Origin of the sequence: Massilia sp. YIM B02763, assembly GCF_030412015.1 — a bacterium.
Taxonomy (GTDB): Bacteria; Pseudomonadota; Gammaproteobacteria; order Burkholderiales; family Burkholderiaceae_D; genus Telluria.
Map to the genome: position 1 here is coordinate 66772 of NZ_JASNRD010000012.1, position 21236 is coordinate 88007.

The 21236-nt window shown below is 67.1% G+C and carries 23 protein-coding genes; 13 read left to right on the plus strand and 10 right to left on the minus strand.

From position 1 onward, the window contains the following. Positions 1-75: 75 nt before the first annotated feature. Positions 76-2742: an aminopeptidase N gene (gene pepN / locus QPK32_RS16065; RefSeq protein WP_290413797.1), complete on the minus strand. Its 2667-nt coding sequence runs from the start codon at positions 2740-2742 to the stop codon at positions 76-78. Positions 2743-3100: 358 nt separating this feature from the next. Here pepN and QPK32_RS16070 point away from each other — a divergent pair, with 358 nt between their 5' ends. Further along, entirely contained in the window at positions 3101-3742 is a 642-nt protein-coding gene (locus QPK32_RS16070; protein WP_290413798.1) for a DUF4136 domain-containing protein, read from the plus strand. Positions 3743-3851: 109 nt separating this feature from the next. On the opposite strand, the gene QPK32_RS16075 is transcribed toward QPK32_RS16070, so the two are convergent. The 5 genes from QPK32_RS16075 to QPK32_RS16095 are packed head-to-tail and all read right to left on the minus strand — an operon-like array spanning position 3852 to position 6993. Then, positions 3852-4487, minus strand: a complete 636-nt coding sequence (locus QPK32_RS16075; protein WP_290413799.1) for a VOC family protein — start codon at positions 4485-4487, stop codon at positions 3852-3854. A gap of 6 nt (positions 4488-4493) precedes the next feature. Then, on the minus strand, positions 4494-4640 hold the full coding sequence (locus QPK32_RS16080) for a hypothetical protein (RefSeq protein ID WP_290413889.1): 147 nt from the start codon (positions 4638-4640) through the stop codon (positions 4494-4496). A 21-nt stretch (positions 4641-4661) separates the two neighbouring features. Continuing rightward, positions 4662-5645: a quinone oxidoreductase gene (locus tag QPK32_RS16085; protein WP_290413800.1), complete on the minus strand. Its 984-nt coding sequence runs from the start codon at positions 5643-5645 to the stop codon at positions 4662-4664. Positions 5646-5675: 30 nt separating this feature from the next. Beyond that, positions 5676-6053, minus strand: a complete 378-nt coding sequence (locus QPK32_RS16090) for a methylglyoxal synthase (protein WP_290413801.1) — start codon at positions 6051-6053, stop codon at positions 5676-5678. Positions 6054-6075: 22 nt separating this feature from the next. Then, on the minus strand, positions 6076-6993 hold the full coding sequence (locus tag QPK32_RS16095) for a DMT family transporter (protein ID WP_290413802.1): 918 nt from the start codon (positions 6991-6993) through the stop codon (positions 6076-6078). A 174-nt stretch (positions 6994-7167) separates the two neighbouring features. Here QPK32_RS16095 and QPK32_RS16100 point away from each other — a divergent pair, with 174 nt between their 5' ends. The 5 genes from QPK32_RS16100 (at position 7168) to QPK32_RS16120 (ending at position 11462) form a co-directional block, all read left to right on the plus strand. Next, positions 7168-7563 carry a DUF2182 domain-containing protein gene (locus tag QPK32_RS16100; RefSeq protein ID WP_290413803.1) on the plus strand — a complete coding sequence of 132 codons (396 nt, stop codon included), beginning with the start codon at positions 7168-7170 and terminating at the stop codon, positions 7561-7563. Between the two features lie 69 nt (positions 7564-7632). Further along, positions 7633-8358 (plus strand): YebC/PmpR family DNA-binding transcriptional regulator, encoded by a 726-nt coding sequence (locus QPK32_RS16105; protein ID WP_290413804.1) that lies wholly within the window; start codon positions 7633-7635, stop codon positions 8356-8358. A 16-nt stretch (positions 8359-8374) separates the two neighbouring features. Beyond that, entirely contained in the window at positions 8375-9640 is a 1266-nt protein-coding gene (gene purD / locus QPK32_RS16110; RefSeq protein WP_290413805.1) for a phosphoribosylamine--glycine ligase, read from the plus strand. A 188-nt stretch (positions 9641-9828) separates the two neighbouring features. Further along, positions 9829-10941 carry a catalase family peroxidase gene (locus tag QPK32_RS16115; RefSeq protein ID WP_290413806.1) on the plus strand — a complete coding sequence of 371 codons (1113 nt, stop codon included), beginning with the start codon at positions 9829-9831 and terminating at the stop codon, positions 10939-10941. After that, a complete protein-coding gene (locus QPK32_RS16120; RefSeq protein ID WP_290413807.1) occupies positions 10938-11462 on the plus strand; it encodes a cytochrome b in 525 nt (174 codons plus the stop codon). Before QPK32_RS16115 ends, QPK32_RS16120 begins: the two co-directional genes overlap by 4 nt. Before the next feature lie 69 nt (positions 11463-11531). Here QPK32_RS16120 and QPK32_RS16125 read toward each other — a convergent pair whose 3' ends face one another. After that, entirely contained in the window at positions 11532-11825 is a 294-nt protein-coding gene (locus QPK32_RS16125; RefSeq protein WP_290413808.1) for a GIY-YIG nuclease family protein, read from the minus strand. Positions 11826-12015: 190 nt separating this feature from the next. Here QPK32_RS16125 and hemF point away from each other — a divergent pair, with 190 nt between their 5' ends. From hemF to QPK32_RS16160, 7 genes are all read left to right on the plus strand, one after another. Continuing rightward, on the plus strand, positions 12016-12927 hold the full coding sequence (gene hemF / locus QPK32_RS16130) for an oxygen-dependent coproporphyrinogen oxidase (protein ID WP_290413809.1): 912 nt from the start codon (positions 12016-12018) through the stop codon (positions 12925-12927). Then, entirely contained in the window at positions 12924-13622 is a 699-nt protein-coding gene (locus tag QPK32_RS16135; protein ID WP_290413810.1) for a nicotinate-nucleotide adenylyltransferase, read from the plus strand. Before hemF ends, QPK32_RS16135 begins: the two co-directional genes overlap by 4 nt. After that, a complete protein-coding gene (rsfS, locus tag QPK32_RS16140) occupies positions 13622-14320 on the plus strand; it encodes a ribosome silencing factor (protein WP_290413811.1) in 699 nt (232 codons plus the stop codon). Before QPK32_RS16135 ends, rsfS begins: the two co-directional genes overlap by 1 nt. A gap of 6 nt (positions 14321-14326) precedes the next feature. Beyond that, complete coding sequence (gene rlmH, locus QPK32_RS16145) at positions 14327-14797, plus strand: 23S rRNA (pseudouridine(1915)-N(3))-methyltransferase RlmH (protein ID WP_290413812.1); 471 nt, start codon at positions 14327-14329, stop codon at positions 14795-14797. Positions 14798-14819: 22 nt separating this feature from the next. Beyond that, complete coding sequence (locus QPK32_RS16150) at positions 14820-15440, plus strand: nucleoside triphosphate pyrophosphatase (protein WP_290413887.1); 621 nt, start codon at positions 14820-14822, stop codon at positions 15438-15440. Positions 15441-15678: 238 nt separating this feature from the next. Continuing rightward, a complete protein-coding gene (gene rng / locus QPK32_RS16155; RefSeq protein WP_290413813.1) occupies positions 15679-17142 on the plus strand; it encodes a ribonuclease G in 1464 nt (487 codons plus the stop codon). Positions 17143-17506: 364 nt separating this feature from the next. Beyond that, complete coding sequence (locus tag QPK32_RS16160) at positions 17507-18610, plus strand: glycosyltransferase family 9 protein (protein WP_290413814.1); 1104 nt, start codon at positions 17507-17509, stop codon at positions 18608-18610. 44 nt (positions 18611-18654) lie between these two features. Here QPK32_RS16160 and QPK32_RS16165 read toward each other — a convergent pair whose 3' ends face one another. Genes QPK32_RS16165 through QPK32_RS16175 form a run of 3 tightly spaced genes read right to left on the minus strand, consistent with a single transcriptional unit; the run spans position 18655 to position 21196 of the window. Next, entirely contained in the window at positions 18655-19386 is a 732-nt protein-coding gene (locus QPK32_RS16165) for an energy-coupling factor ABC transporter ATP-binding protein (RefSeq protein ID WP_290413815.1), read from the minus strand. Continuing rightward, positions 19383-20093, minus strand: coding sequence for an ABC transporter permease (locus tag QPK32_RS16170; protein WP_290413816.1), 711 nt, complete (start codon positions 20091-20093; stop codon positions 19383-19385). The genes QPK32_RS16165 and QPK32_RS16170 overlap by 4 nt, the downstream gene beginning before the upstream one ends. Continuing rightward, positions 20093-21196, minus strand: coding sequence for a hypothetical protein (locus tag QPK32_RS16175; protein WP_290413817.1), 1104 nt, complete (start codon positions 21194-21196; stop codon positions 20093-20095). The genes QPK32_RS16170 and QPK32_RS16175 overlap by 1 nt, the downstream gene beginning before the upstream one ends. Between the last annotated feature and the right edge of the window lie 40 nt (positions 21197-21236).

The window sequence follows — 21236 nt, forward strand, 5'->3', positions numbered from 1 at the left end:
TATCACATGTCGTTGGCTGCGGTGGCTGCACACCGGGGTCAGAGCCCTTTTAAAAGCAACACCGGGCTCTGACCCCTAGGCCAGCGCCTTGCCGACGACTTCGCGCACGTCGTTCGACAGCTTGGCCTGGCCGGCCACCTGCTGCAGCGCCTTCTTCATGTGCGCCTGCAGGGCCGGCGTGTAGCGGCGCCAGCGGTCCATCGCGCGGGCCAGGCGGCTGGCGACCTGCGGGTTCAGGGCGTCGAGGGCGATCACCTGCTCGGCCCAGAACGCGTAGCCGCTGCCGTCCGGCGCGTGGAAGCCGACCGGGTTGCCGGCACAGAAGGTGGACACCAGGCTGCGCGCGCGGTTCGGATTACGCAGCGTGAAGGCCTTGTGCGTCATCAGCTCGCGCACGGCGGCCACGTTCGTGGTCGGGGCCGAGGCCTGCATCGCGAACCACTTGTCGACCACCAGCGCCTCGTTCTGGAATTCGTCGTAGAAGCGCTGCAGCGAATCAGCTGAATTCGCCGCCGCGCCGGCCGCGCGCGCATGCACGAGGGCGGCCAGGGCGGCGACGCGGTCGGTCATGTTGCCGGCCTCGTCGAACTGCTTCTGGGCCAGCGCGATCGATTCGGCGTCCGGCGCCGCGCACAGGTAGGACAGCGCCAGGTTCTTCAGCGCGCGCTTGCCGATCGATTCGGCGTCCGGGCTGTATTCGCCCGGCGTCTGGTTCGCTTCGTACTGGGCCAGCAGCTCGGCACGCAGGCGCGCGCCGATGTCGGCCCGCACGAACTGGCGCGCGACGTGGATGGCCAGCGGATCGACCACCTCGAGCTGGTCGGCGACCATGGTTTCCGACGGCAGCAGCAGGGCCTGCTCGCGGAAGGCCGGGTCGAGCGTCTCGTCGGCCAGGATCTTGCGCATGGCCTCGACGAACACGTCGTCCAGGTCCAGCTTGACCTTGTCAGGGTTGGCGGTATCGACCTGGGCCGCGAGCTTGAGCAGGCGGCTCATCGCCAGGCGCTGGCCCGCTTCCCAGCGGTTGACGGGATCGCTGTCATGGCTGAACAGGTGGACCAGTTCGGCGTCGCTGTAGCCGTACTTGAGGATCACGGGCGCGGAGAAATCGCGCAGGATCGACGGGGTCGGCTGCTCGGCCACGCCCGTGAACACGAAGGTCTGGTCCGCTTCCGTCAGCTCCAGCACCGCCGTGCCGCCGTATTCCTTGCCGTCGACGACGAGCGGCAAATCGCGTCCGTCCTCGCCCAGCAGGCCGACGGCGACGGGGATGTGGAACGGCAGCTTCTCGGGCTGGCCCGGGGTCGGCGGGCAGGATTGCAGCAGGCGCAGCGTATAGGTCTGATTTTCCGCGTCGTAGCGGGTCTCGGCCTGCACGACGGGCGTGCCGGCCTGGCTGTACCAGCGCTCGAACAGCGTCAGGTCGCGATTGTTGGCGTCCGCCATGGCCATGCGGAAGTCGTCGCAGGTGACGGCCTGCTCGTCATGGCGTGCGAAGTACAGGTCCATGCCCTTGCGGAAGCCTTCGCGGCCCAGCAGGGTCTGGTACATGCGCACGACCTCGGCGCCCTTCTCGTAGACGGTGACCGTGTAGAAGTTGTTGATCTCGACGAAGGAGTCGGGACGCACCGGGTGCGCCATGGGGCCGGCGTCTTCCGGGAACTGGGCCTGGCGCAACGTGCGCACCTGGTCGATGCGGGTGACGGCGCGGCCGGTGTCGGTGCCGATCATGTCGGCCGAGAATTCCTGGTCGCGGAACACGGTCAGGCCTTCCTTCAGCGACAGCTGGAACCAGTCGCGGCAGGTGACGCGGTTACCCGTCCAGTTGTGGAAGTACTCGTGGCCGACCACGGCCTCGATACCCTGGAAGTCGGTGTCGGTGGCGACGCGCGGGTTGGCCAGCACATACTTCGTGTTGAAGATGTTCAGGCCCTTGTTCTCCATCGCGCCCATGTTGAAGTCGCCCACGGCGACGATCATGAAGCGGTCCAGGTCGAGCTCGAGGTTCCAGCGCTCCTCGTCCCAGCGGATGCTGTGCTTGAGCGACTGCATCGCGTAATCGGTCTTGTCGAGGTTGCCCTCCTCGACCCAGACCTGCAGCAGCGCGTCGCGGCCGTCCGCCAGGCGGAAGGTCTCTTCCTGGCAGACGAGGCGCGCGGCCACCAGGGCGAACAGATAGGAAGGCTTCTTGAACGGGTCTTCCCACAGCGCGTAGTGGCGGCCGTCTTCCAGGTCGCCCTGCTCGATCAGGTTGCCGTTCGACAGCAGCACCGGGTACTTGTCCTTGTCGGCGCGCAGCATGACGGTGAACTTGGCCATCACGTCCGGGCGGTCCGGGAAATAGGTGATGCGGCGGAAGCCCTCGGCCTCGCACTGGGTATAGAAGCTGCCGTTGGAGGTGTACAAGCCGCTCAGCGTGGTATTGCTTTCCGGCACGCAAATGCTTTCGATCTCCAACACGACGTCGTCGGGCGCGTTGGCGATGCGCAGGACGGTGCCGTCGATCGCATACTCGCGCTCGCCCAGGGTCTTGCCGTTCAGGCGGATGGCCACCAGTTCGATCTCCTCGCCGAACAGTTCGATCTCGCGCTGGGCGCTGGCCGGGTTGCGGCGCAGCGTCAGGCGGTTGGCGACGACGGTGCGACGCGGGTCGAGGTCGAAGCCGAGTTCCACGGTATCGACCAGGTAGCTGGGGGCGGTATAGTCTTTCCGGTAGATGGTCAGGGGCGTATCGGTGCGCATGGTGAGGAATCCGCAAGGCCGTTGGTGAAGTGCCTATTTTACCAACATGACGGGCTTGCAAAACGCGCGCATTTTCGCGCGTTCCATGTATCTTCATGTAGTGCTCGTAACCGCTCGTAAATGTATCGACGAATATCAAACAACAGGCATATCATGTCCCCTGTATAAGAGTCTATCCCAATAGGCTGGAGTCGTTGCTGGCGCGCCTGGAAAGCGCGGGCGGCGTTGCTCGTCGTTGCGTGGCACAGCCACGCGCCTCCTCGCGCCTTGCCCGCACTTCCCATGCACTGCCATCAACTTCCCCCCGCCTATTGGGATAGACTCTACCGATTGCCGAATAGAATCTTTGGAGAAAGTCATGAAATTCACGATGCTCGCTGCGGTAACGTCGCTGAGCCTGTTGCTGGGTGGCTGCGCGACCACGATCCGCAGCGACGTCACCACCTTTCACCAGTGGCCGGCCCAGCTGCCGGACAAGAGCTATGCCTTCGAGGCGCCGCCGCCGCAGGACAATACGCTGGAACTGCAGGCCTACCAGAACCTGGTGCGCGGCCAGCTCGGCCGCCTCGGCTTCCGCGAGGCGCCGCAAGGGCCGGCCCTGAAGGTGTCGATGCGCTTCTCGACCATCGACGTGCCCACCCAGGTGATCTATCCGAACTACGCGCCCATGTACGGCCCGTATTCGCCGCGCTTCGGCTACCTGGGCTGGCACCGCCGCGTGTGGGGCGGCGGCTGGTATAGCCCGTTCTACGACCCGTTCTGGGGCCCGTTCCCCGCCTATGACGTGCAAACCGAGCACCGCTACCACCGCCAGCTGCAGGTCGGCATCGTGGAAGCGCGCGACGGCAAGCGCCTGTTCGACGTCACGGTGCGCAACGTCAGCAGTAATATGTCGACGCCGGAAGTGATGCCGGCGCTGGTGCAGAGCGCGTTCGAAGGGTTTCCGGGGCCGAACGGGGGGTCGCGCTTGATCGAGTTGAAGCAGGAGCCGAAGACCTGATCTTCAAGCAGCGCTCGACAACGTCGTCCCTGCGAAGGCAGGGACCCAATTTCCGCGCGTCGCGTCTACGCATGCAACATTGGGTCCCCGCCTTCGCGGGGACGACGTGTTATGGAAGCTTGAATATCAGCGGCAGCACCGGCCGAAAATCGTGTATCCGCCCTGACGCTGCGCCATCGAACCCGATCTCCAGGCAGTGCGCCTCCCCCTCCACCAGCACAATCCCGCCCTCTTCCATCGCCGCCCGCGCCGCCGCCGACCAGGCCGACACGCCAGGCACCATCACCTTCACCGACGTGATCTCGCGCAGGCCCGCGGCATGTTCAGCGAAAGCCTGCGGCGCCCGCGCCTGGGCCAGGTAGAACCACATCGGTTCGGCCAGCGGCACGTCCCGTCCGACCTGGATCGCCATGCCCGCCGGCAGGTAGGCAGGCCGGTAGTCCCACGCGGGGAACGGCACCGTGGCCGGGCCTGACGATGGCCTGAAGCAGATGCCGAACGGCGATGCGGTGCCGGCACGCAGGCGCTCGCCCAGCTGCGTCGGCCGCGTCAGGTCGCTGTCGACCTCGGCCTCATCCTCGATCCACAGCAGCTCGATATAGGCATTCCCGAAGAAGAAGCGGCGGTTGGCCGTGCCTTGGCCCGGATGCGTATTCGGGCTGCCCTCGGCGAGGCCGGCGCCGCGCAGTGCTTGCGCCTCGGGACCGCCGGCACGGGCGCGCAGGAAGACGTGGTCCAGTTCCATGCGGCCTCAGGAAAAATACGCCTGCGAGGCGAACGTGATGGCCACGATCAGCAGCACCGCCAGCAGGAGCACCAGCAGCAGGCGGCCAAACTTCGGCTGCGGCGCCTGTTGCGGCTCCATCTGCGGTTCGTGGTCGTCGCTGAACTCTCTCATGGTCGTCCCCGCGAACAGTGCTCAGGGCAGCAGGATGGTCTTGCCCGTGGTCTTGCGGGCTTCCAGCGCGATGTGGGCCTGGGCCGCGTCGGCCAGCGGGAAGCGCTGGTGGATCTCGATGCCGACCTTGCCGCTCGCGACCATCTCGAACAGGTCGGCCGCCATCGCTTCCAGCTGCGCGCGCGTGCCCGCATAGGCCGGCAGCGACGGACGGGTGATGAACAGCGAGCCGCGGGAATTCAGCTCGGACAGCGCGAACGGCGGCACGGCGCCGGAGGAATTGCCGAAGCTGACCATCAGGCCACGGGGCTGCAGGCAGTCGAGCGAGCGCGTAAAGGTATCCTTGCCGACCGAATCGTAGACGACCGGCACCTTGGCCCCGCCCGTGATCTCGATGACCCGCTGCACCACGTCCTCCGTGTTGTAGTTGATGACGTGCGCGGCGCCGTGCGCCCTGGCCAGCTCCGCTTTCTCGTTTGACCCCACGGTGCCGATGAGGTTCGCGCCGATCGCGCGCGCCCACTGGCAGGCGATCAGGCCCACGCCGCCCGCGGCCGCATGGAACAGGATCGTCTCGCCCGGTTTCACTTGGTAGGTCTGCTTGAGGAGGTACTGCACGGTCAGGCCCTGCAGCATCATGGCGGCGCCCGTCTCGAAGGAGATGGCGTCGGGCAGCCGCACCAGGATGTCGGCCGGCATCGTGCGGACTTCGCTGTAGGCGCCGTTCGGGCGGGCGGCGTAGGCGACGCGGTCGCCCGGCTTGACGTGGGTCACGCCGGCGCCGACGGCCTCGACCACGCCCGCCCCTTCCTGGCCCAGGCCGCTCGGCAAGGGTTGCGGGTACAGGCCGGTGCGGAAATAGACGTCGATAAAATTCACGCCGATCGCGTGGTGGCGCACGCGCGCTTCGCCGGGTCCCGGCTCGCCCACCTCGACGTCGACGTATTCCAGCACCTCGGGACCGCCGGTGCGGGCGATGCGGATCGCTTTGGCCGCTGTTGCCATGGTCGTTCTCCTCGATTCGGGTTGACAGGATCAGGCGCGCGCCATCAGCTGCGACAGCACCAGGTGCGCCGTCGCCACGTTGGTGGCGCAGGGAATGTCGTGGACGTCGCAGGCGCGCACCAGGGCATTGATGTCCGGCTCGTGCGGCTGCGGCGTCATCGGGTCGCGCAGGAAGATCACGCAATCGATCTCGCCGTTGACGAGCTGGGCGCCGATCTGCAGGTCGCCGCCCACGGGGCCGGAATGCATGCGCGTCACCTCCAGGCCCAGCTCGTTGATCAGGCGCCCGCCCGTGGTGCCGGTGGCGGACAGCGTGCAGCCCTTCAGGAAGCCGAGGTATTCCCCGGCCAGGGCGATCATCTCGTCTTTTTTCTTGTCGTGGGCAATCAGGGCGATGCGCGGCTTCATTGATTCTCCGTGATGGGTTTCGTTATTTTTTCAGCGACAACATGTAGATCCCGGCCAGCACCAGGGCGGTGCCCGCGAGCTGGATGGCCGTGATCGGTTCGCCCAGCAGCGCCCAGCCGAGGAACAGCGTGGACACGGGGCCGATCATCCCGGCCTGCGAGGCCGTCGCCGCGCCGATGCGCTGCACCGCGACCATGGTCATGAAGACCGGGAAGATCGTACAGAATATCCCATTCACGAGCGACAGCCCATACACGGGCAGCGGCTGCACCAGCAGGCTGGCCGGGCGCAGCAGGAAGAACTGGGCGACGCAGGCCACGCTGGACACGCACATCGCGTAGGCGACCAGGCGCAGCGAGCCGATGCGCTTGACCATGCCGCCAGTGCCCAGCAGGTAGACGGCGTAGGCGGCGGCCGAGCCCAGCACCAGCAGCGAGCCGAGCGCGATGCTGGAACCGCCCTGCAGGTCGTGCACGAACACGAGCACGATGCCGCAATAGGACAGGCCCAGCGCCGCCCACTGGGTGCGGCCGATGCGGTGCTTGAGGAAGACGGCGCTGACCAGCAGCACGAAGGTCGGCGTCAGGAACAGGATCAGGCGCTCCAGGCCCACCGAGATGTATTGCAGGCCGAGGAAATCCAGGTAGCTCGACAGGTAGTAGCCGACCAGGCCCAGCGCCAGCAGGCGCCAGCGGTCGCTGCCGGACAGCGGCGGTTCGGTGCGCATCTTCCAGATCGCCACGCCGGCGAATACAGGAAACGAGAACAGCATCCTGAACGCGATCAAGGTAACGGCGTCGATGTGGTAGCGGTACAGCAATTTGGCGACCACCGCCTTCGTAGAGAACAGGACGGCGCCGCCAATGGCAATGGCCAGACCGGCGATCAGGGCCGGGCGTGTGGCCGGCGCAACGGATATGTCGCTTGCAGTTTTGCTCATCCGACGATTGTAAGGCGAATTGCTACGGTCCGTTGAGGCCGGCCAAGAACGCGGCCGGGCCCGATGCGGTCCAAGCCACATCGTCAACCAGACGTTACGGAGGAAACACATGCGCTGCCGCAGGAGTTTGCACCTCGCGCACATCGCGCAGGTCGTCGACGGAGCCGCCAGCCAATGAGCGAGGACGCCGGCCTGCTGGACGAGACGCTGGCCGTGGCGCATCCGAGCGCCGTGGCGCTGGCCCTGGTCGCCGCCGGCGTCTACCAATGGACGCCGGCCAAGCACTGGTACCTGGACAATTGCCGCGAGCCGCTGGCCGTCCTCCTCACGCACTGGCACCGCGGCGCCCGGGGCGCGCTACGCATGGGCATGGCCGACGCCCGCTGCGGCATGGGCTGTTGCTGGCTGCTGCTGGCCGTGATGCTGCCCGCCGGGGTGCCGAACCTGCCCGTGACCGGCGGGCTGGCGGCCCTGATCCTGGCCGAAAAAATGTTACCAGGAGGACACATATTCGCCTGCGCCACGGGCCTCGGGCTGGTGGCCTGGGGCACTACCTTGTTGTTTCCCTGACAGTTTTTGTACAAAGGCCCTATGCTAAAATGTCGAGGATTACGTATACCCTCTCAAGGAATTCTCGACATGGCTGGACACAGCAAATGGGCCAACATCAAGCATAAGAAAGCCGCCACCGACGCCAAGCGCGGCAAGATCTGGACCCGACTGATCAAGGAAATCACCGTCGCCGCGCGCATGGGCGGGGGCGATATCGCGTCGAACCCGCGCCTGCGCCTGGCCGTGGACAAGGCGGCGGATGCCAACATGCCGAAGGATAACGTCACCCGTGCGATCCAGCGCGGCTCGGGCGGCCTGGAAGGCGTCAACTACGAAGAAATCCGCTACGAAGGCTATGGCATCGGCGGCGCCGCGATCATCGTCGACTGCATGACGGACAACCGTGTCCGCACCGTGGCCGAAGTGCGCCACGCGTTCAGCAAGTTCGGCGGCAACATGGGCACCGAGGGTTCGGTCTCGTTCATGTTCAAGCACGTCGGCCAGTTCCTGTTCGCCCCGGGCGTCGAGGAAGACAAGCTGATGGAAGCGGCGCTGGAAGCCGGCGCCGACGACGTGGTCGCCGACGAGGAAGGCGGCTTCGAAGTGCTGTGCGACCCGAACGCCTTCGCCGGCGTCAAGGAAGCGCTGGAAGCGGCCGGCTTCAAGGCCGACTCGGCCGAAGTCATCATGAAGCCGGACACGGAAACCGTGTTCACCGGCGAAGACGCGCTCAAGATGCAGAAACTGCTCGACGCCCTGGAAAACCTGGACGACGTGCAAGAGGTGTACACCAACGCCGTGATCGACGAATAAGCAGCGGAACCCATCCATGAAAATCCTGGTAGTCGGCTCTGGCGGCCGTGAACATGCCCTGGCCTGGAAACTGGCCCAATCCGATCGCGTGCAGATGGTCTATGTCGCGCCGGGCAACGGCGGCACCGCGCGCGATGCCCGCCTGGTCAACATCGACATCACGGACCCGGCCGCGCTGGCCGACTTCGTCGTCGCCGAGCACATCGGCCTGACCCTGGTCGGCCCGGAAGCGCCACTGGCGGCCGGCATCGTGAACCTGTTCCGCGCGCGCGGCCTGAAGGTGTTCGGCCCGACCCGCGAGGCGGCCCAGCTGGAAAGCTCGAAGGACTATGCGAAGGCCTTCATGGAGCGCCACGGCATCCCGACCGCGAAGTACCAGACCTTCTCGGACGCCGCGCAAGCCCACGCCTACATCGACGCCAACGGCGCGCCGATCGTCATCAAGGCCGACGGCCTGGCCGCCGGCAAGGGCGTCGTCGTCGCCATGACGCTGGAAGAAGCGCACGGCGCCGTCGACGACATGCTGTCGGATAACCGCTTCGGCGACGCCGGCGCGCGCATCGTCATCGAGGAATTCCTGGCCGGCGAGGAAGCTTCCTTCATCGTCATGTGCGACGGCAAGAACGTGCTGGCGCTGGCCACCTCGCAGGACCACAAGCGCCTGAAGGACAACGACCAGGGCCCGAACACGGGCGGCATGGGCGCCTATTCCCCGGCCCCCATCGTCACCCCGTCGATGCACGCACGCGTGATGCGCGAGATCATCAACCCGACCATCCAGGGCATGGCCAAGGACGGCATCCCGTACACGGGCTTCCTGTACGCGGGCCTGATGATCGACGCCGCCGGCAACCCGAAGACGCTGGAATTCAACTGCCGCATGGGCGACCCGGAAACCCAGCCCATCATGTCGCGCCTGAAGAGCGATTTCGTGACGGTGCTGGAACACGCCTGCAACGGCACGCTGGACGCCGTCGAACTCGAATGGGACCGCCGCACCGCCGTGGGCGTGGTGATGGCCGCCGCCGGCTATCCGGACAATCCGGCCAAGGGCGACGTCGTCGACGGCATCCCGGCCGAGACGCCGGAATGCGTCACCTTCCACGCCGGCACCAAACTGGTGGACGGCACCCTGCAGACGGCGGGCGGCCGCGTGCTGTGCGTGGTGGGCCTGGGCGACAGCGTCAAGATGGCGCAGAAGCAGGCCTACGAGACGGTCGAAAAGATCCACTTCAATGGCGCCCAGTACCGCCGCGACATCGGCTGGCGCGGCGTGAAGTAAGCGCCGCCTGACGGCACGAAGACGGGACGGCTGCCGCGAGGCGCCGTCCCGTTTGTTTTCGGGGCCTGCCCGGCCGTTCGACCGGGGTGTGTGCGCGTGCAAAATGACAAGATTGTCATCCGACAGCCATCTTGCGTCACCATGCGCTTCCTAGAATGGCGCTTCGATCCACTCGACGGCAGACAACCATGCGCGACCATTCCGATTCCCAGCCGGCGGGCGGCCCGGCCGAGGCGCTGCGGCGCGCCCTCGGCCTGCCCGACCGGGCCCCGATCCTGCTGCCGCTGGCGGCCATCGCCGGCGCCGGCGCCCTGCTCGCCGCCGGCTACGCCTATGCGGCCGGCTGGGTCACGCCGCAGCGCCTGACGCCGCAACACGTCGTGGATGCCTTCGGCGCCAATTTCGGCGTCCATCCCGGCCTGCGCCGCAACCATACGAAGGGCATCTGCGTGACCGGCCATTTCGACGCCAACGGCATGGCCACGCCGTGGTCCAGCGCCACGGTATTCGCGCCCGGACGCACCCCCGTGATCGGCCGCTTCGCCGTCCCCGGCGGCAACCCGGCCGTACCGGATGCCGCCAGTCCCGTGCGCAGCCTGGCCCTGCTGTTCCAGCTGCCCAACGGCGAACAGTGGCGCACCGGCATGAACAGCTCCCCCATCGTCGTGTCCAACACCCCGCAAGGCTTCTTCGACAACGTGGTGGCATCGCGCCCCGATCCGGCCACCGGCAAGCCGGACCCGGCGCGCCTGAAGGCCTATTTCGACGCGCACCCGGAATCGGCGCCGTTCCGTGCCTGGCTCAAGGACTTCCGCGCGACGTCCTCGTTCGCCAGCACGCGCTTCTACAGCATCAATGCGTTCCGCTTCGTCGACGCCGCCGGCGGCATCCACCTGGCGCGCTGGTCGGTGGTACCGGAAACGCCGGCCGTCCCGCTCGACAAGGCCCAGGCAACCCCGAACGTGCTGCAGGACGACCTGGTGCAACGCCTGCAGCAGGGACCGCTGCGCTGGCACCTGGCCATCCAGCTGGCCCAGCCGGGCGACCCGGGCAACGACGCCACGCGCGCCTGGCCCGACGACCGCCGCGTGGTCGATGCCGGCGTCCTGACGCTGGAGCGCGCGGTCTCGCAGGACGACGGCCCCTGCCGCGACGTCAACTTCGATCCGACGATCCTGCCGAAAGGCATCCTGGTATCGGACGACCCGCTGCTGGCCGCCCGCTCCGGCGCCTACTCGCGTTCGTACAACCTGCGCACCGGCGAACAAGCTGCCCGCATCACCCACGGAGGCGCCCAATGACCCCGCAACGCTTCTCGCTGGCCTCGCGCCTGCTGCATTGGACCATGGCGCCGCTGCTGCTGGCCATGCTCCTGATCGGCACCGGCATGGTCGCCACCGTCTCGCCCTGGCGCCTGTCGCTGCTGAACCTGCACAAGCCGCTGGGCCTGGCGCTGCTGGTGCTGGCCGTACTGCGCCTCTTGCTGCGCCTGGCCGGCAAGACGCCGCCGCTGCCGTCCACGCTCCCGCTGCCGATGCGCCTGGCCGCCCATGCGTCGCACTGGCTGCTGTACGGCTGCATGCTGGCGATGCCGCTGATCGGCTGGGCCATGTTGTCCGCCGGCGGCTTCCCGCTGCCCCTGCACCTGCCGCCGCTGCTGGCGCCGGACGTGGTGCGCTACGCGCAACTGCGCTCGCTTCACACGGTGCTGGGCGAGCTGTTCTTCCTGACCGTGCTCGCGCACATCATGGCGGGGCTGCTGCATGCGCTGCTGCTCAGGGATGGGGTGTTCGGGGCGATTTCGCTGGGACGAAAAAACTGAATCGACAGTTTTTCTACAGCACAACAAGCACGTCGTCCCTGCGAAGGCAGGGACCCATGCTGAAATGATTCAAGCCGTAAAATCCGCATAAAGGTCGCGCCAGCGAATATTCATTTCTTCGATCATGCGCACCTTCCAGGCACGCTTCCAAGCCTTGATCTGCTTTTCGCGACGAATGGCTTCATAGAGATCGGTGTGCACTTCGTACCACACCAGTCGCGCGACATCGTATTGTTTCGTGAAGCCGGCAACCGCGCCTTCGCGGTGCTCCCATACACGCCTGACAAGATCCGCCGTAACGCCGACGTAAAGGGTGCCGTAAGGGGCGCTGGCCAATATGTAGACGTAGCTGGATTTTTCCATGATCGTTTATCTGTAGACGATACATGGTCACCTTGAATCGCTGCCTCATCCGCGTAGCTGGTCAATGATATTCATCGAACTATCAGGCTCAGCATGGGTCCCTGCCTTCGCAGGGACGACGTAGTTCTTGCCTGGCCATCCGCGCGCATGGTGTACAATCCCCCGTTGATTTTTTCCACCTCGTTCCGACATGTCCACCCCCAACCCATCCGCCGTCAAGGCCTGGCTGCTCGACCTGCAAGCGCGCATCGTCGCGGGGCTGGAAGAGGTCGACGGCAAGCCGTTCCTGCGCGACAGCTGGGAGCGCGAAGAAGGCGGGGGCGGCGTGTCGCGGCTGATCGAGGAAGGCAATGTGTTCGAGCGCGGCGGCTGCAATTTCTCGCACGTGCAGGGCAAGAGCCTGCCGCCGTCGGCGATGGCCGCGCGGCCCGAGCTCGCCGGGCGCGCCTGGGAAGCGATGGGCGTGTCGCTGGTGCTGCATCCGCGTAACCCGTATGCGCCCACCGTGCACATGAACGTGCGCTTCTTCGAAGCCACGGCCGAGGGCAAGGAACCGGTGTGGTGGTTCGGGGGCGGCATGGACTTGACGCCCTACTACGGCAACGCCGACGACGCCGTGCACTTCCACCGCACCTGCCGCGACGCGCTGGCGCCGTTCGGCGACGCGTTGCATCCGCGCTTCAAGAAGTGGTGCGACGAGTATTTCTACCTGAAGCACCGCAAGGAAGCGCGTGGCGTCGGCGGCATCTTCTTCGACGACTTCAACGAACTCGGCTTCGACCAGTCGTACGCGCTGGTGCAAAGCGTCGGCAACGGCTTCCTCGATGCCTACCTGCCGATCGTGACAGCGAGGAAGGACCAGCCCTACGGCGAGCGCGAACGCGATTTCCAGGCCTACCGGCGCGGCCGCTACGTCGAGTTCAACCTCGTCTGGGACCGCGGCACGCTGTTTGGCCTGCAATCGGGCGGACGGACCGAGGCGATCCTGATGTCGATGCCGCCGATCGTCAAATGGCGCTACGACTGGCACCCGGAAGCCGGCAGCGCCGAGGAGGCGCTGTACCGCGACTTCCTCCCCCACCGGGATTGGCTGGCCCCGTGACCCGCTGTGTCGCCTTGCTGGGAGGTAGTTTCGACCCGGTGCACCACGGCCACGTCGCGCTGGCCGAACTGTTTGCACGCCTGCTGAACCCGGACGAGCTGCGCCTGCTGCCGGCGGGCCAGCCGTGGCAGAAATCGAACGGCCTGCAGGCCGGCGATACCGACCGCATCAGGATGCTGGAGCTGGCCTTCGCCGGCAGCAGCGCTCCCGTGACGATCGATACCCGCGAGATCGCGCGCCGCAGCCCGACCTATACGGTGGACACGCTGCGCGAGCTGCGCGCCGAGCTCGGCCCCGAGGCGGCGATCGTGTTCCTGATGGGCGCCGACCAGTTGCAGAAGCTCGATACCTGGCGCGACTGGGAAAGCCTGTTCGCGCTGGCCAGCTTCGGCGTCGCCGCCCGCCCCGGCTACCGGCTCGACGAGGCCGCGCTGCCGCTTGCGGTGGCGCGCGAAGTGGCGGCGCGGCGCGTGGAACCCGGCGCGCTCTGCGCCAGCGCGGCCGGCAAGGTCTGCATCGTGCACACGCTGGCGGTCGACATCTCGGCCACGCAGGTGCGCGAGGCATTGAAACAAGGCGGGGAATCCGGCAAGGAATCGGATGCGACGGACGCGGGCGCGCAGGCCAAGGTCGGCGCGCTGCTCTCCCCGCAAGTGCTAGACTATATTCAACAACATAACTTATACAAGAGCTAATGGATATCAAGAAACTGCAAACGCTCGTCGTCGACGCCCTCGAAGACGTCAAGGGCCAGGACATCGTCCTGTTCGACACGACCGGACTGACCAGCCTGTTCGACCGCATCGCGGTCGTCTCGGGCACGTCGAACCGCCAGACCAAGGCGCTGGCCGCCTCGGTGCGCGACAAGGTCAAGGAAGCAGGCGGCGACGTGGTCGGCCTGGAAGGCGAGGACACGGGCGAATGGGTGCTGGTCGACCTGGGCGACATGATCGTCCACATCATGCAGCCGGCCATCCGCCAGTACTACCGCCTGGAAGAAATCTGGGGCGAGAAGCCCGTCAAGCTGGGCGCCGCCAAGCGCAAGGCCAGCGCCGAAGGCCAGGAAGCCGCCGCCGCGCCGAAGACGAAGTCGAAGCACCTGGCCGCCAACCAGGACCAGCCGGAAGCCAAGCCGGTGCGCGAGCGCAAGCCGGTGGCCAAGAAGGCCGCAGGCACCACCGCCACCGCCGCCGCCAAGAAACCGGCCGCCAAGATCCCGACCGGCGCCAAGGTGAAGGTCGCCCTGCCGAAGACCGCCGTCGCCTCGGCCGCCGCCGCCAAGGCCGCGAAAGCCGCCGCGCCGAAGCGTGCCAAGGCCGCCCCGGCCGAAGCCGCCGCAGCAGCAGCACCGGCCAAGAAAGTCATCCGCCGCATCAAGAAGACCGAAGAGTAATCCTCGATGCAGTTGATGATCGTCGCGGTCGGCCACAAGATGCCGGCCTGGATCGAGACCGGCTTCACGGAGTACGCCAAGCGCATGCCGCCCGAGCTGCGCATCGTGCTCAAGGAAGTCAAGCCGGTCGAGCGCTCCGGCAGCAAGACCGCGGCGACCGCGATGGCGCTCGAGCGCGAGCGCATCGAAGCCGTGTTGCCGAAGGGCGTGCGCATCGTCGCCCTGGACGAGCGCGGCAAGGACCTCACCAGCGTCGGCCTGTCCCAGCAGCTGGAAAGCTGGCAGCAGGACGGCCGCGACGTGGCCTTCCTGATCGGCGGCGCCGACGGCCTCGATCCCGAGCTGAAGGCGCGGGCCGACGGCCTGATCCGCATTTCCAGCATGACGCTGCCGCACGGCATCGTGCGCGTGATGCTGGCGGAACAGTTGTATCGTGCCTGGTCGATCACCCAGAACCACCCATACCACCGCGTTTGAACCTGCCCCGTCCATGCCTTCGCTGAAAACGCCCGACCAGAAGATCTATCTCGCCTCCAAGAGCCCGCGCCGGCGCGAACTGCTGCGCCAGGTCGGCATCGATTTCGAACTGCTCAGCCTGCGCTCCGACCTGGGCCGCAGCCTCGACGTCAGCGAGGACGTGCTGCCCGGCGAGGAACCGCTGCCCTACGTGGAACGGGTCGCGCTGGCCAAGGGCGCGGCGGCCTGGAACGTGCTGCACCAGCGGCGCATGCAGATCCGCCCGGTGCTGTCGGCCGACACCACCGTCACCATCGATGGCGAGATCCTCGGCAAGCCGGCCGACGTGCGCGAAGCCGTGGCCATGCTGGAGCAGTTGTCGGGCCGCACGCACCAGGTGCTGACGTCGATCGCCGTGCATGCGCACAACCTGGTCGAGCAGGTCACGCAGGTATCGCACGTGCGCTTCGCCAAGCTGTCCCCGCACGCCATCCGCGCCTATTGCGCCACCGCGGAACCCTACGACAAGGCGGGCGCCTACGGCATCCAGGGCCTGGCGGCGCTGTTCATCGAGCACATCGAGGGCAGCCATTCGGGCATCATGGGCTTGCCGGTGTTCGAGACGGTGCAGCTGCTGCGGAAGGCGGGGATCAATCCTTTATAAGCAATAGCGGCATATCATCGCTCCCGCTCAATAAAACCTGTCGTCCCTGCGCAGGCAGGGACCCATACTGAAGATCAAAATTCGGTATGCTGGATGCATTCTAGCGTTTCAGAAATACGGACTTCGGATGCTCAGCATGGGTCCCTGCCTTCGCAGGGACGACGGTGTTCAGGGCCAACGGCCCTTTCCCCCACCGTGTATGATGTCGTTCTGAACAATAACGCACGGCCCGCCCCCAATGACTGAAGACATCCTGATCAATATCACCCCCCAGGAAACACGCGTCGCGCTGGTGGTGCAGGGTGCCGTGCAGGAATTGCATATCGAGCGTACGCTCACCCGCGGGCTGGCCGGCAATGTCTATCTCGGCAAGGTCGTGCGGGTGCTGCCGGGCATGCAGTCCGCCTTCATCGACATCGGCCTGGAGCGGGCCGCCTTCCTCCACGTGGCCGACATCTGGGAAGCCCGTCCGCACGACGGCGCCAACGTGCCGCCGACCCCGATCGAGAAACTGCTGTTCGACGGTCAGGTACTCACCGTGCAGGTGATCAAGGACCCGATCGGCACCAAGGGCGCGCGCCTGTCGACCCAGATCTCCATCGCCGGCCGCATGCTCGTGTACCTGCCGCAAGATAAACACATCGGCATCTCGCAGAAGATCGAGAAGGAATCCGAGCGCGAGGCGCTGCGCGCGCGCATGCAGGGCCTGCTGCCGCCGGACGAGAAAGGCGGCTACATCGTGCGCACCCAGGCCGAGGACGCGTCCGACGCCGACCTGGCCGCCGACATCGACTACCTGCGCAAGACCTGGGGCGCGATCACCAAGGGCGCGCGCACCCGTCCGGCGACGAGCCTGCTGTACCAGGACCTGAGCCTGGCCCAGCGCGTGCTGCGCGACTTCGTCCACGACGAGACGGCGGCGATCCTCGTCGACTCGCGCGAGAACTACCTGAAGCTGGTCGAATTCGCCCAGGTCTATACCCCGAGCGTGCTGTCGCGCCTGCAGCACTACACGGGCGAACGCCCGCTGTTCGACCTGTACGGCGTCGAGGAGGAAATCCTGCGCGCGCTGGGCCGGCGCGTGGACCTCAAGTCGGGCGGCTACCTGATCGTCGACCAGACCGAGGCGATGACCACCATCGACGTGAATACGGGCGGCTTCGTCGGCGGGCGCAATTTCGCCGACACGATCTTCAAGACCAACCTGGAAGCGGCCCACGCCATCGCGCGCCAGCTGCGCCTGCGCAACCTGGGCGGCATCATCATCCTCGACTTCATCGACATGGAGAACAACGAGCACCGCAATGCCGTGCTGGCGGAGCTCAAGAAAACCCTGTCGCGCGACCGCACCAAGGTGTCGGTGAGCGGCTTCTCGGCCCTGGGCCTGGTCGAGATGACGAGGAAGCGCACGCGCGAATCGCTGGCGCACATCCTGTGCGAGCCCTGCCCTGCCTGCAGCGGCAAGGGCCAAGTGAAAACCTCGCGCACGATCTGCTACGAGATCCTGCGCGAACTGCTGCGCGAAGCCAAGCAATTCAACCCGCGCGAATTCCGCATCCTGGCCTCGCAGGAAGTGGTCGACCTGTTCCTGGAAGAAGAGTCGCAGCACCTGGCCATGCTGGGTGATTTCATCGGCAAGAAAATCTCGCTGCAGGTGGAAAAAGGCTACCACCAGGAGCAGTACGATGTCATTTTGATGTGAAATTTTGTCTGTAAAATGTACGGGGCGCGACAAACACTTGCCAAGCAGTTCAAGGCTTGTTGCTGCCGATGGACAAAGCGTCCGAAAATAGGGCTGGCGGACACGCCGCTCCCCGGTTTAGACTACAATTCGTGACAATTTGCTGAATTAGAGAGTTGGCGGTAGCGCGTTTCCAGCGACGTTTGCGGGATGCGGCCAGCCGACCGGCAGGGAACCTTGATCAACCGTGGAGAGACGTCATTGTTGACGAACAACGGGGTGTCGCGGTTCCCGTTTGGTGCTGCTGGCGCAGCTTGTACGCCGCGGCTCCCCTGAATGGACCACTGGCGGCGTCATCACACAGGCAGGCGACCCGTAAGAGACAATGAACGTACCTCTCATTCCTTCCGAACTGCTGCAGAAGTCGGACAAAATCCTGTTCATCGCCCACCTGGCGCTGGGCGACTACACGTACCTGCAGAATTGCTTCCAGGCGTTCGCGCAAGCGTATCCGCACCTGAAGCTGCACCTGTGGGTCGACGAAGTGCGCCGCACGGGCGACGCCTCGCAGTGGCCGCACCTGAAGAAGAACGTGCTGTACGACTGGCTGGCGGCCTGCGATTTCATCGACAAGGTCTACGACCGCAACTATTCGCCCGAGCTGTTCCAGGCCTCCATCAAGGAAGCCCGGCAGGAACGCTACCCGATCGTCGTCTCGCTCGGCACGCTGCGTCCGCATTTCTATGCCAACCTGGCGCGCGAGATCAGCCCGGACGGCTTCGTCGTCGGCCTCAAGAAGCCGCTGGGCCTGCTCGACCTGCCGCACTGGTTCGCCTACCGCAAGCTGGACGCCAGCCTGAACCCGGACGTGGCCGACCGCAACAGCGCACCGCACATCAGCGACGTGCATGCCGAATGGTTCCGCCAGCTGGCCAACGTCGACATCCCGCCGACGGCACGCATTCCCTTCGTGCATATTCCGCAGCAATTCATCGAAGGCGCCCGCGCGCGCCTGCACGACTGGGGCTTCGACGGCCGCCAGGGCAAGCTGGTCTTCATCAACCCGTTCGCCAAGACCCGCAAGCGCTGCTGGCCCGTCGAGCGCGTCGCCGAGCTGATCACGACCATGCGCGCCCAGCCGGAATGGCGCGACGCCTGCTTCATCGTCAATGCGGTGCCGCAGGAAGTCGAGCGCGTGAAGGCGATGCTGGCCGAGCGCAAGCTGGACCGCACCGAACTGTTCAGCGCCAACGAGAATTTCTTCCAGCTGCCGGCCATGCTGGCCCAGTGCGACCTGATCGTCTCGGTCGAGACGGCCGTGATGCACCTGGCCAATGCCGTGGGCGTGCCGGTCGTCGCGCTGATGCGCCAGAAGACGCCGGAATGGGCGCCGGTCGACAAGGCCAACTCCACCGTCATCACGGCGGACCAGCGGCGCGACTGGGTCAAGGCGATTCCGGTGCAGGCGGTGATGCACGCGCTGGCGTAAGTTAAACGACAATACGTCGTTCCCGCGAAGGCGGGAACGACGTGCTAACTGATCTCCAACCTTCCCTCCCGCAGCTCCATCAGCTGCACCCCCTCCTGCCCCACCAGGTTCCGGTCGTGCGACGCAATGAGCACGCTGCCCCCCGCATCGATCAGCGCGGCGATCGACCCGAACAGCCGCTCGCGCGCGACCTCGTCCAGGTCGGCCGTGGGCTCGTCCAGCAGCATCAGTTTCGGTTTCAGGACCTTGGCCCGGGCCAGCGCCACGCGCCGCTGCTCGCCGCGCGACAAGCGCGCCGGATCGATGTCGCGCAGGTGGGCGACGTTGGCCCAGGCCATGGCGTCCTCGACCTGCGCCGCGATCTCCGCCGGCGCCACGCCGCGCACCGCCAGGCCGTAGCCGATGTTGTGGGCCACGCTGGTGGAAAACAGCACCGGATGCTGGTGCACGTAGACGATGCCGGTGCGCATGGCGCACGGGTAGGGATGCGGGATCACGTCCAGGCCTTCGAAGCGCAGGCTGTCGATCTCGGCCCGCTCCAGGCCGCCCAGCACGCGCAGCAGCGTGCTCTTGCCGGCGCCGTTCATGCCCGTCAGCAGGTAGGCGCCGTGGGTGGCGATCTCGATGCGGTCGATGTCCAGCAGCAGACGCTCGCCCGGATGCGCGCCAAGCCGCTTGCGCAGGCCGCGCACGCCCAGGAGCGCCTTGCGGCGCTCGTCGCCGGTGCGCACGTCCACGCTTGCCAGCATGCTCTGGATCGATATGCTCTGGATCATGCCGGCTGCCTCCGCAATACGCGCGGCGCGCCCTGCAGCCACGCCAGCACGCCCGTGAGGGGCAGCGCGAACGCCAGCAGCACGATGCCCAGCGCGATGGCCTGGTCGACGTCGCCACGGCCCGCCTCCAGCGCCAGCGCCGTGCCCAGGCTGCGCGTGTGCCCCGCGATATTCCCGCCCAGGACCAGCGCGCAGCCGATCTCCGCGATCGCGCGTCCGAAGCCGAGCAGGATGGCCGCCATGACCCCGAAACGCGCTTCGTGCAGCACGCGCAGCATCACCTGGCTGCGCGTACCGCCCAGCGCCAGCGCCGTCTCCGCATACAGCGGGTCGACGGCCTGCACGGCCGCCAGCGTGTAGGCGAACAGCACGGGAAACGTGACCACGAACACGCCCAGCACCATGCCGGGTTCGGCGAACAGCCAGCGCAGGCCGGCCAGCGGTCCCGCGGGCGCCAGCAACAGGTAGAGCAGCAGGCCGACCAGCAGCGTCGGCACGGCCAGCATCGCCTCGGCCAGCCAGACGACGGCGCGGCGCCAGCGGAAGCGGTGCAGCGCGGCCTGGTAGCCGAGCAGCAGCGCCGGCGGCGCGGCCAGCAGCAGGCCGGCCAGGCTGGTCATCAGGGACACCCAGACCAGGTGCCACAGGGCGGCATCGCCCGTGAACAGCAGGCCGAAGGCGCGCAGGGTGGCGTCCAGGGCGGCCATCACGCGGCGCGTGCCACGTCCCCGCGGCCGTCCAGTTCATGGCCGAAGTGGACGAGCACGGAGTCGATGGCGCGGGACGCGGCCGGGCTGCCGTCGCGCAGGGCCTGCGCCAGTGCGGCCAGGCGCGCGGCGGTGCCGCCTGGCGTAGGCAGCGCCAGCAGCGCCAGCGCTTCGTCGATGGCGTCGCGGCCGGCATTGCCCGCGGATGCGCGCCAATGCGCCAGCACGGCGCAGGCGGCGTCGCAGGCGCGCTCTCCCTCGGCCAGCACGAGCACGGTGCCGGGATGCACGTCGACGCCGTGGCGCCCCAGCGTATCGGCGTCGAGCGGGATGTCGGCCATGGCGGCGGGCAGGATCGCGCCCGCGGCGCCGCCCGGCAGGCAGGCGTACAGCCGGGCGCCTTCGCGCAGGCCGCCGCAGTAGTCGTCGACCAGTTCGCGCGCCGTGGTGCCGGCCGGTACCAGCTTGACGCCGGGCACGCGCACGGCCCCGGACACGGCGAAGGAGCGCAGGCCGCGCTTGCCGTGCCGGCCCTGGCTCGTGAACCAGTCGGCGCCGCGCTCGAGGATGTCGCGCACCCAGTGCAGGCTTTCGGCGTCCTGTTCCAGCAGGGTGCCGGTGGCCGGCGAGGCCTCGTCGACCGCGATGTGCGCCAGGCCGCTCGCCGGCGGATCGGCGCGCAGATGGGCCAGCTCCTGCCGCAGCATGGCGCGCAGGCCGGGTTCGCCGTCGGGCAGGCGCAGCTGCACGTGGTCGATGCCTGCGGCCCAGGCGGCAACCAGCGCGCCTTCCAGCACCCGGTGCGGGTCGCTGCCCAGGTAGTGGCGGTCGCGGAAGGCCCAGGGCCCGCCGCCGTCGACGCCCAGCAGCAGCGTGCGCGGGCCGGCCGCGCTGCGCACCTGGCGCCAGCGCCGGCCGGCCGGGACGGTGCCGCCGCCGGCGTCGGGAATGCGCAGGCCGGCGGCCATCATCGTCACGATCGCGCTTTCCGGATGCATGCGCCCGCCCAGGCAGGCCTGCAGCAGGCGGTAGCCGCCGGCGGCGCGGTAGGCCGCGTGGTCCACATAGCCGGCATCCACTGCCTTGTCGTCGATCGCTCCCATGCGTGTCCCCTCGTCCGTTCTCGTCCTGCCGCTGTTCCTG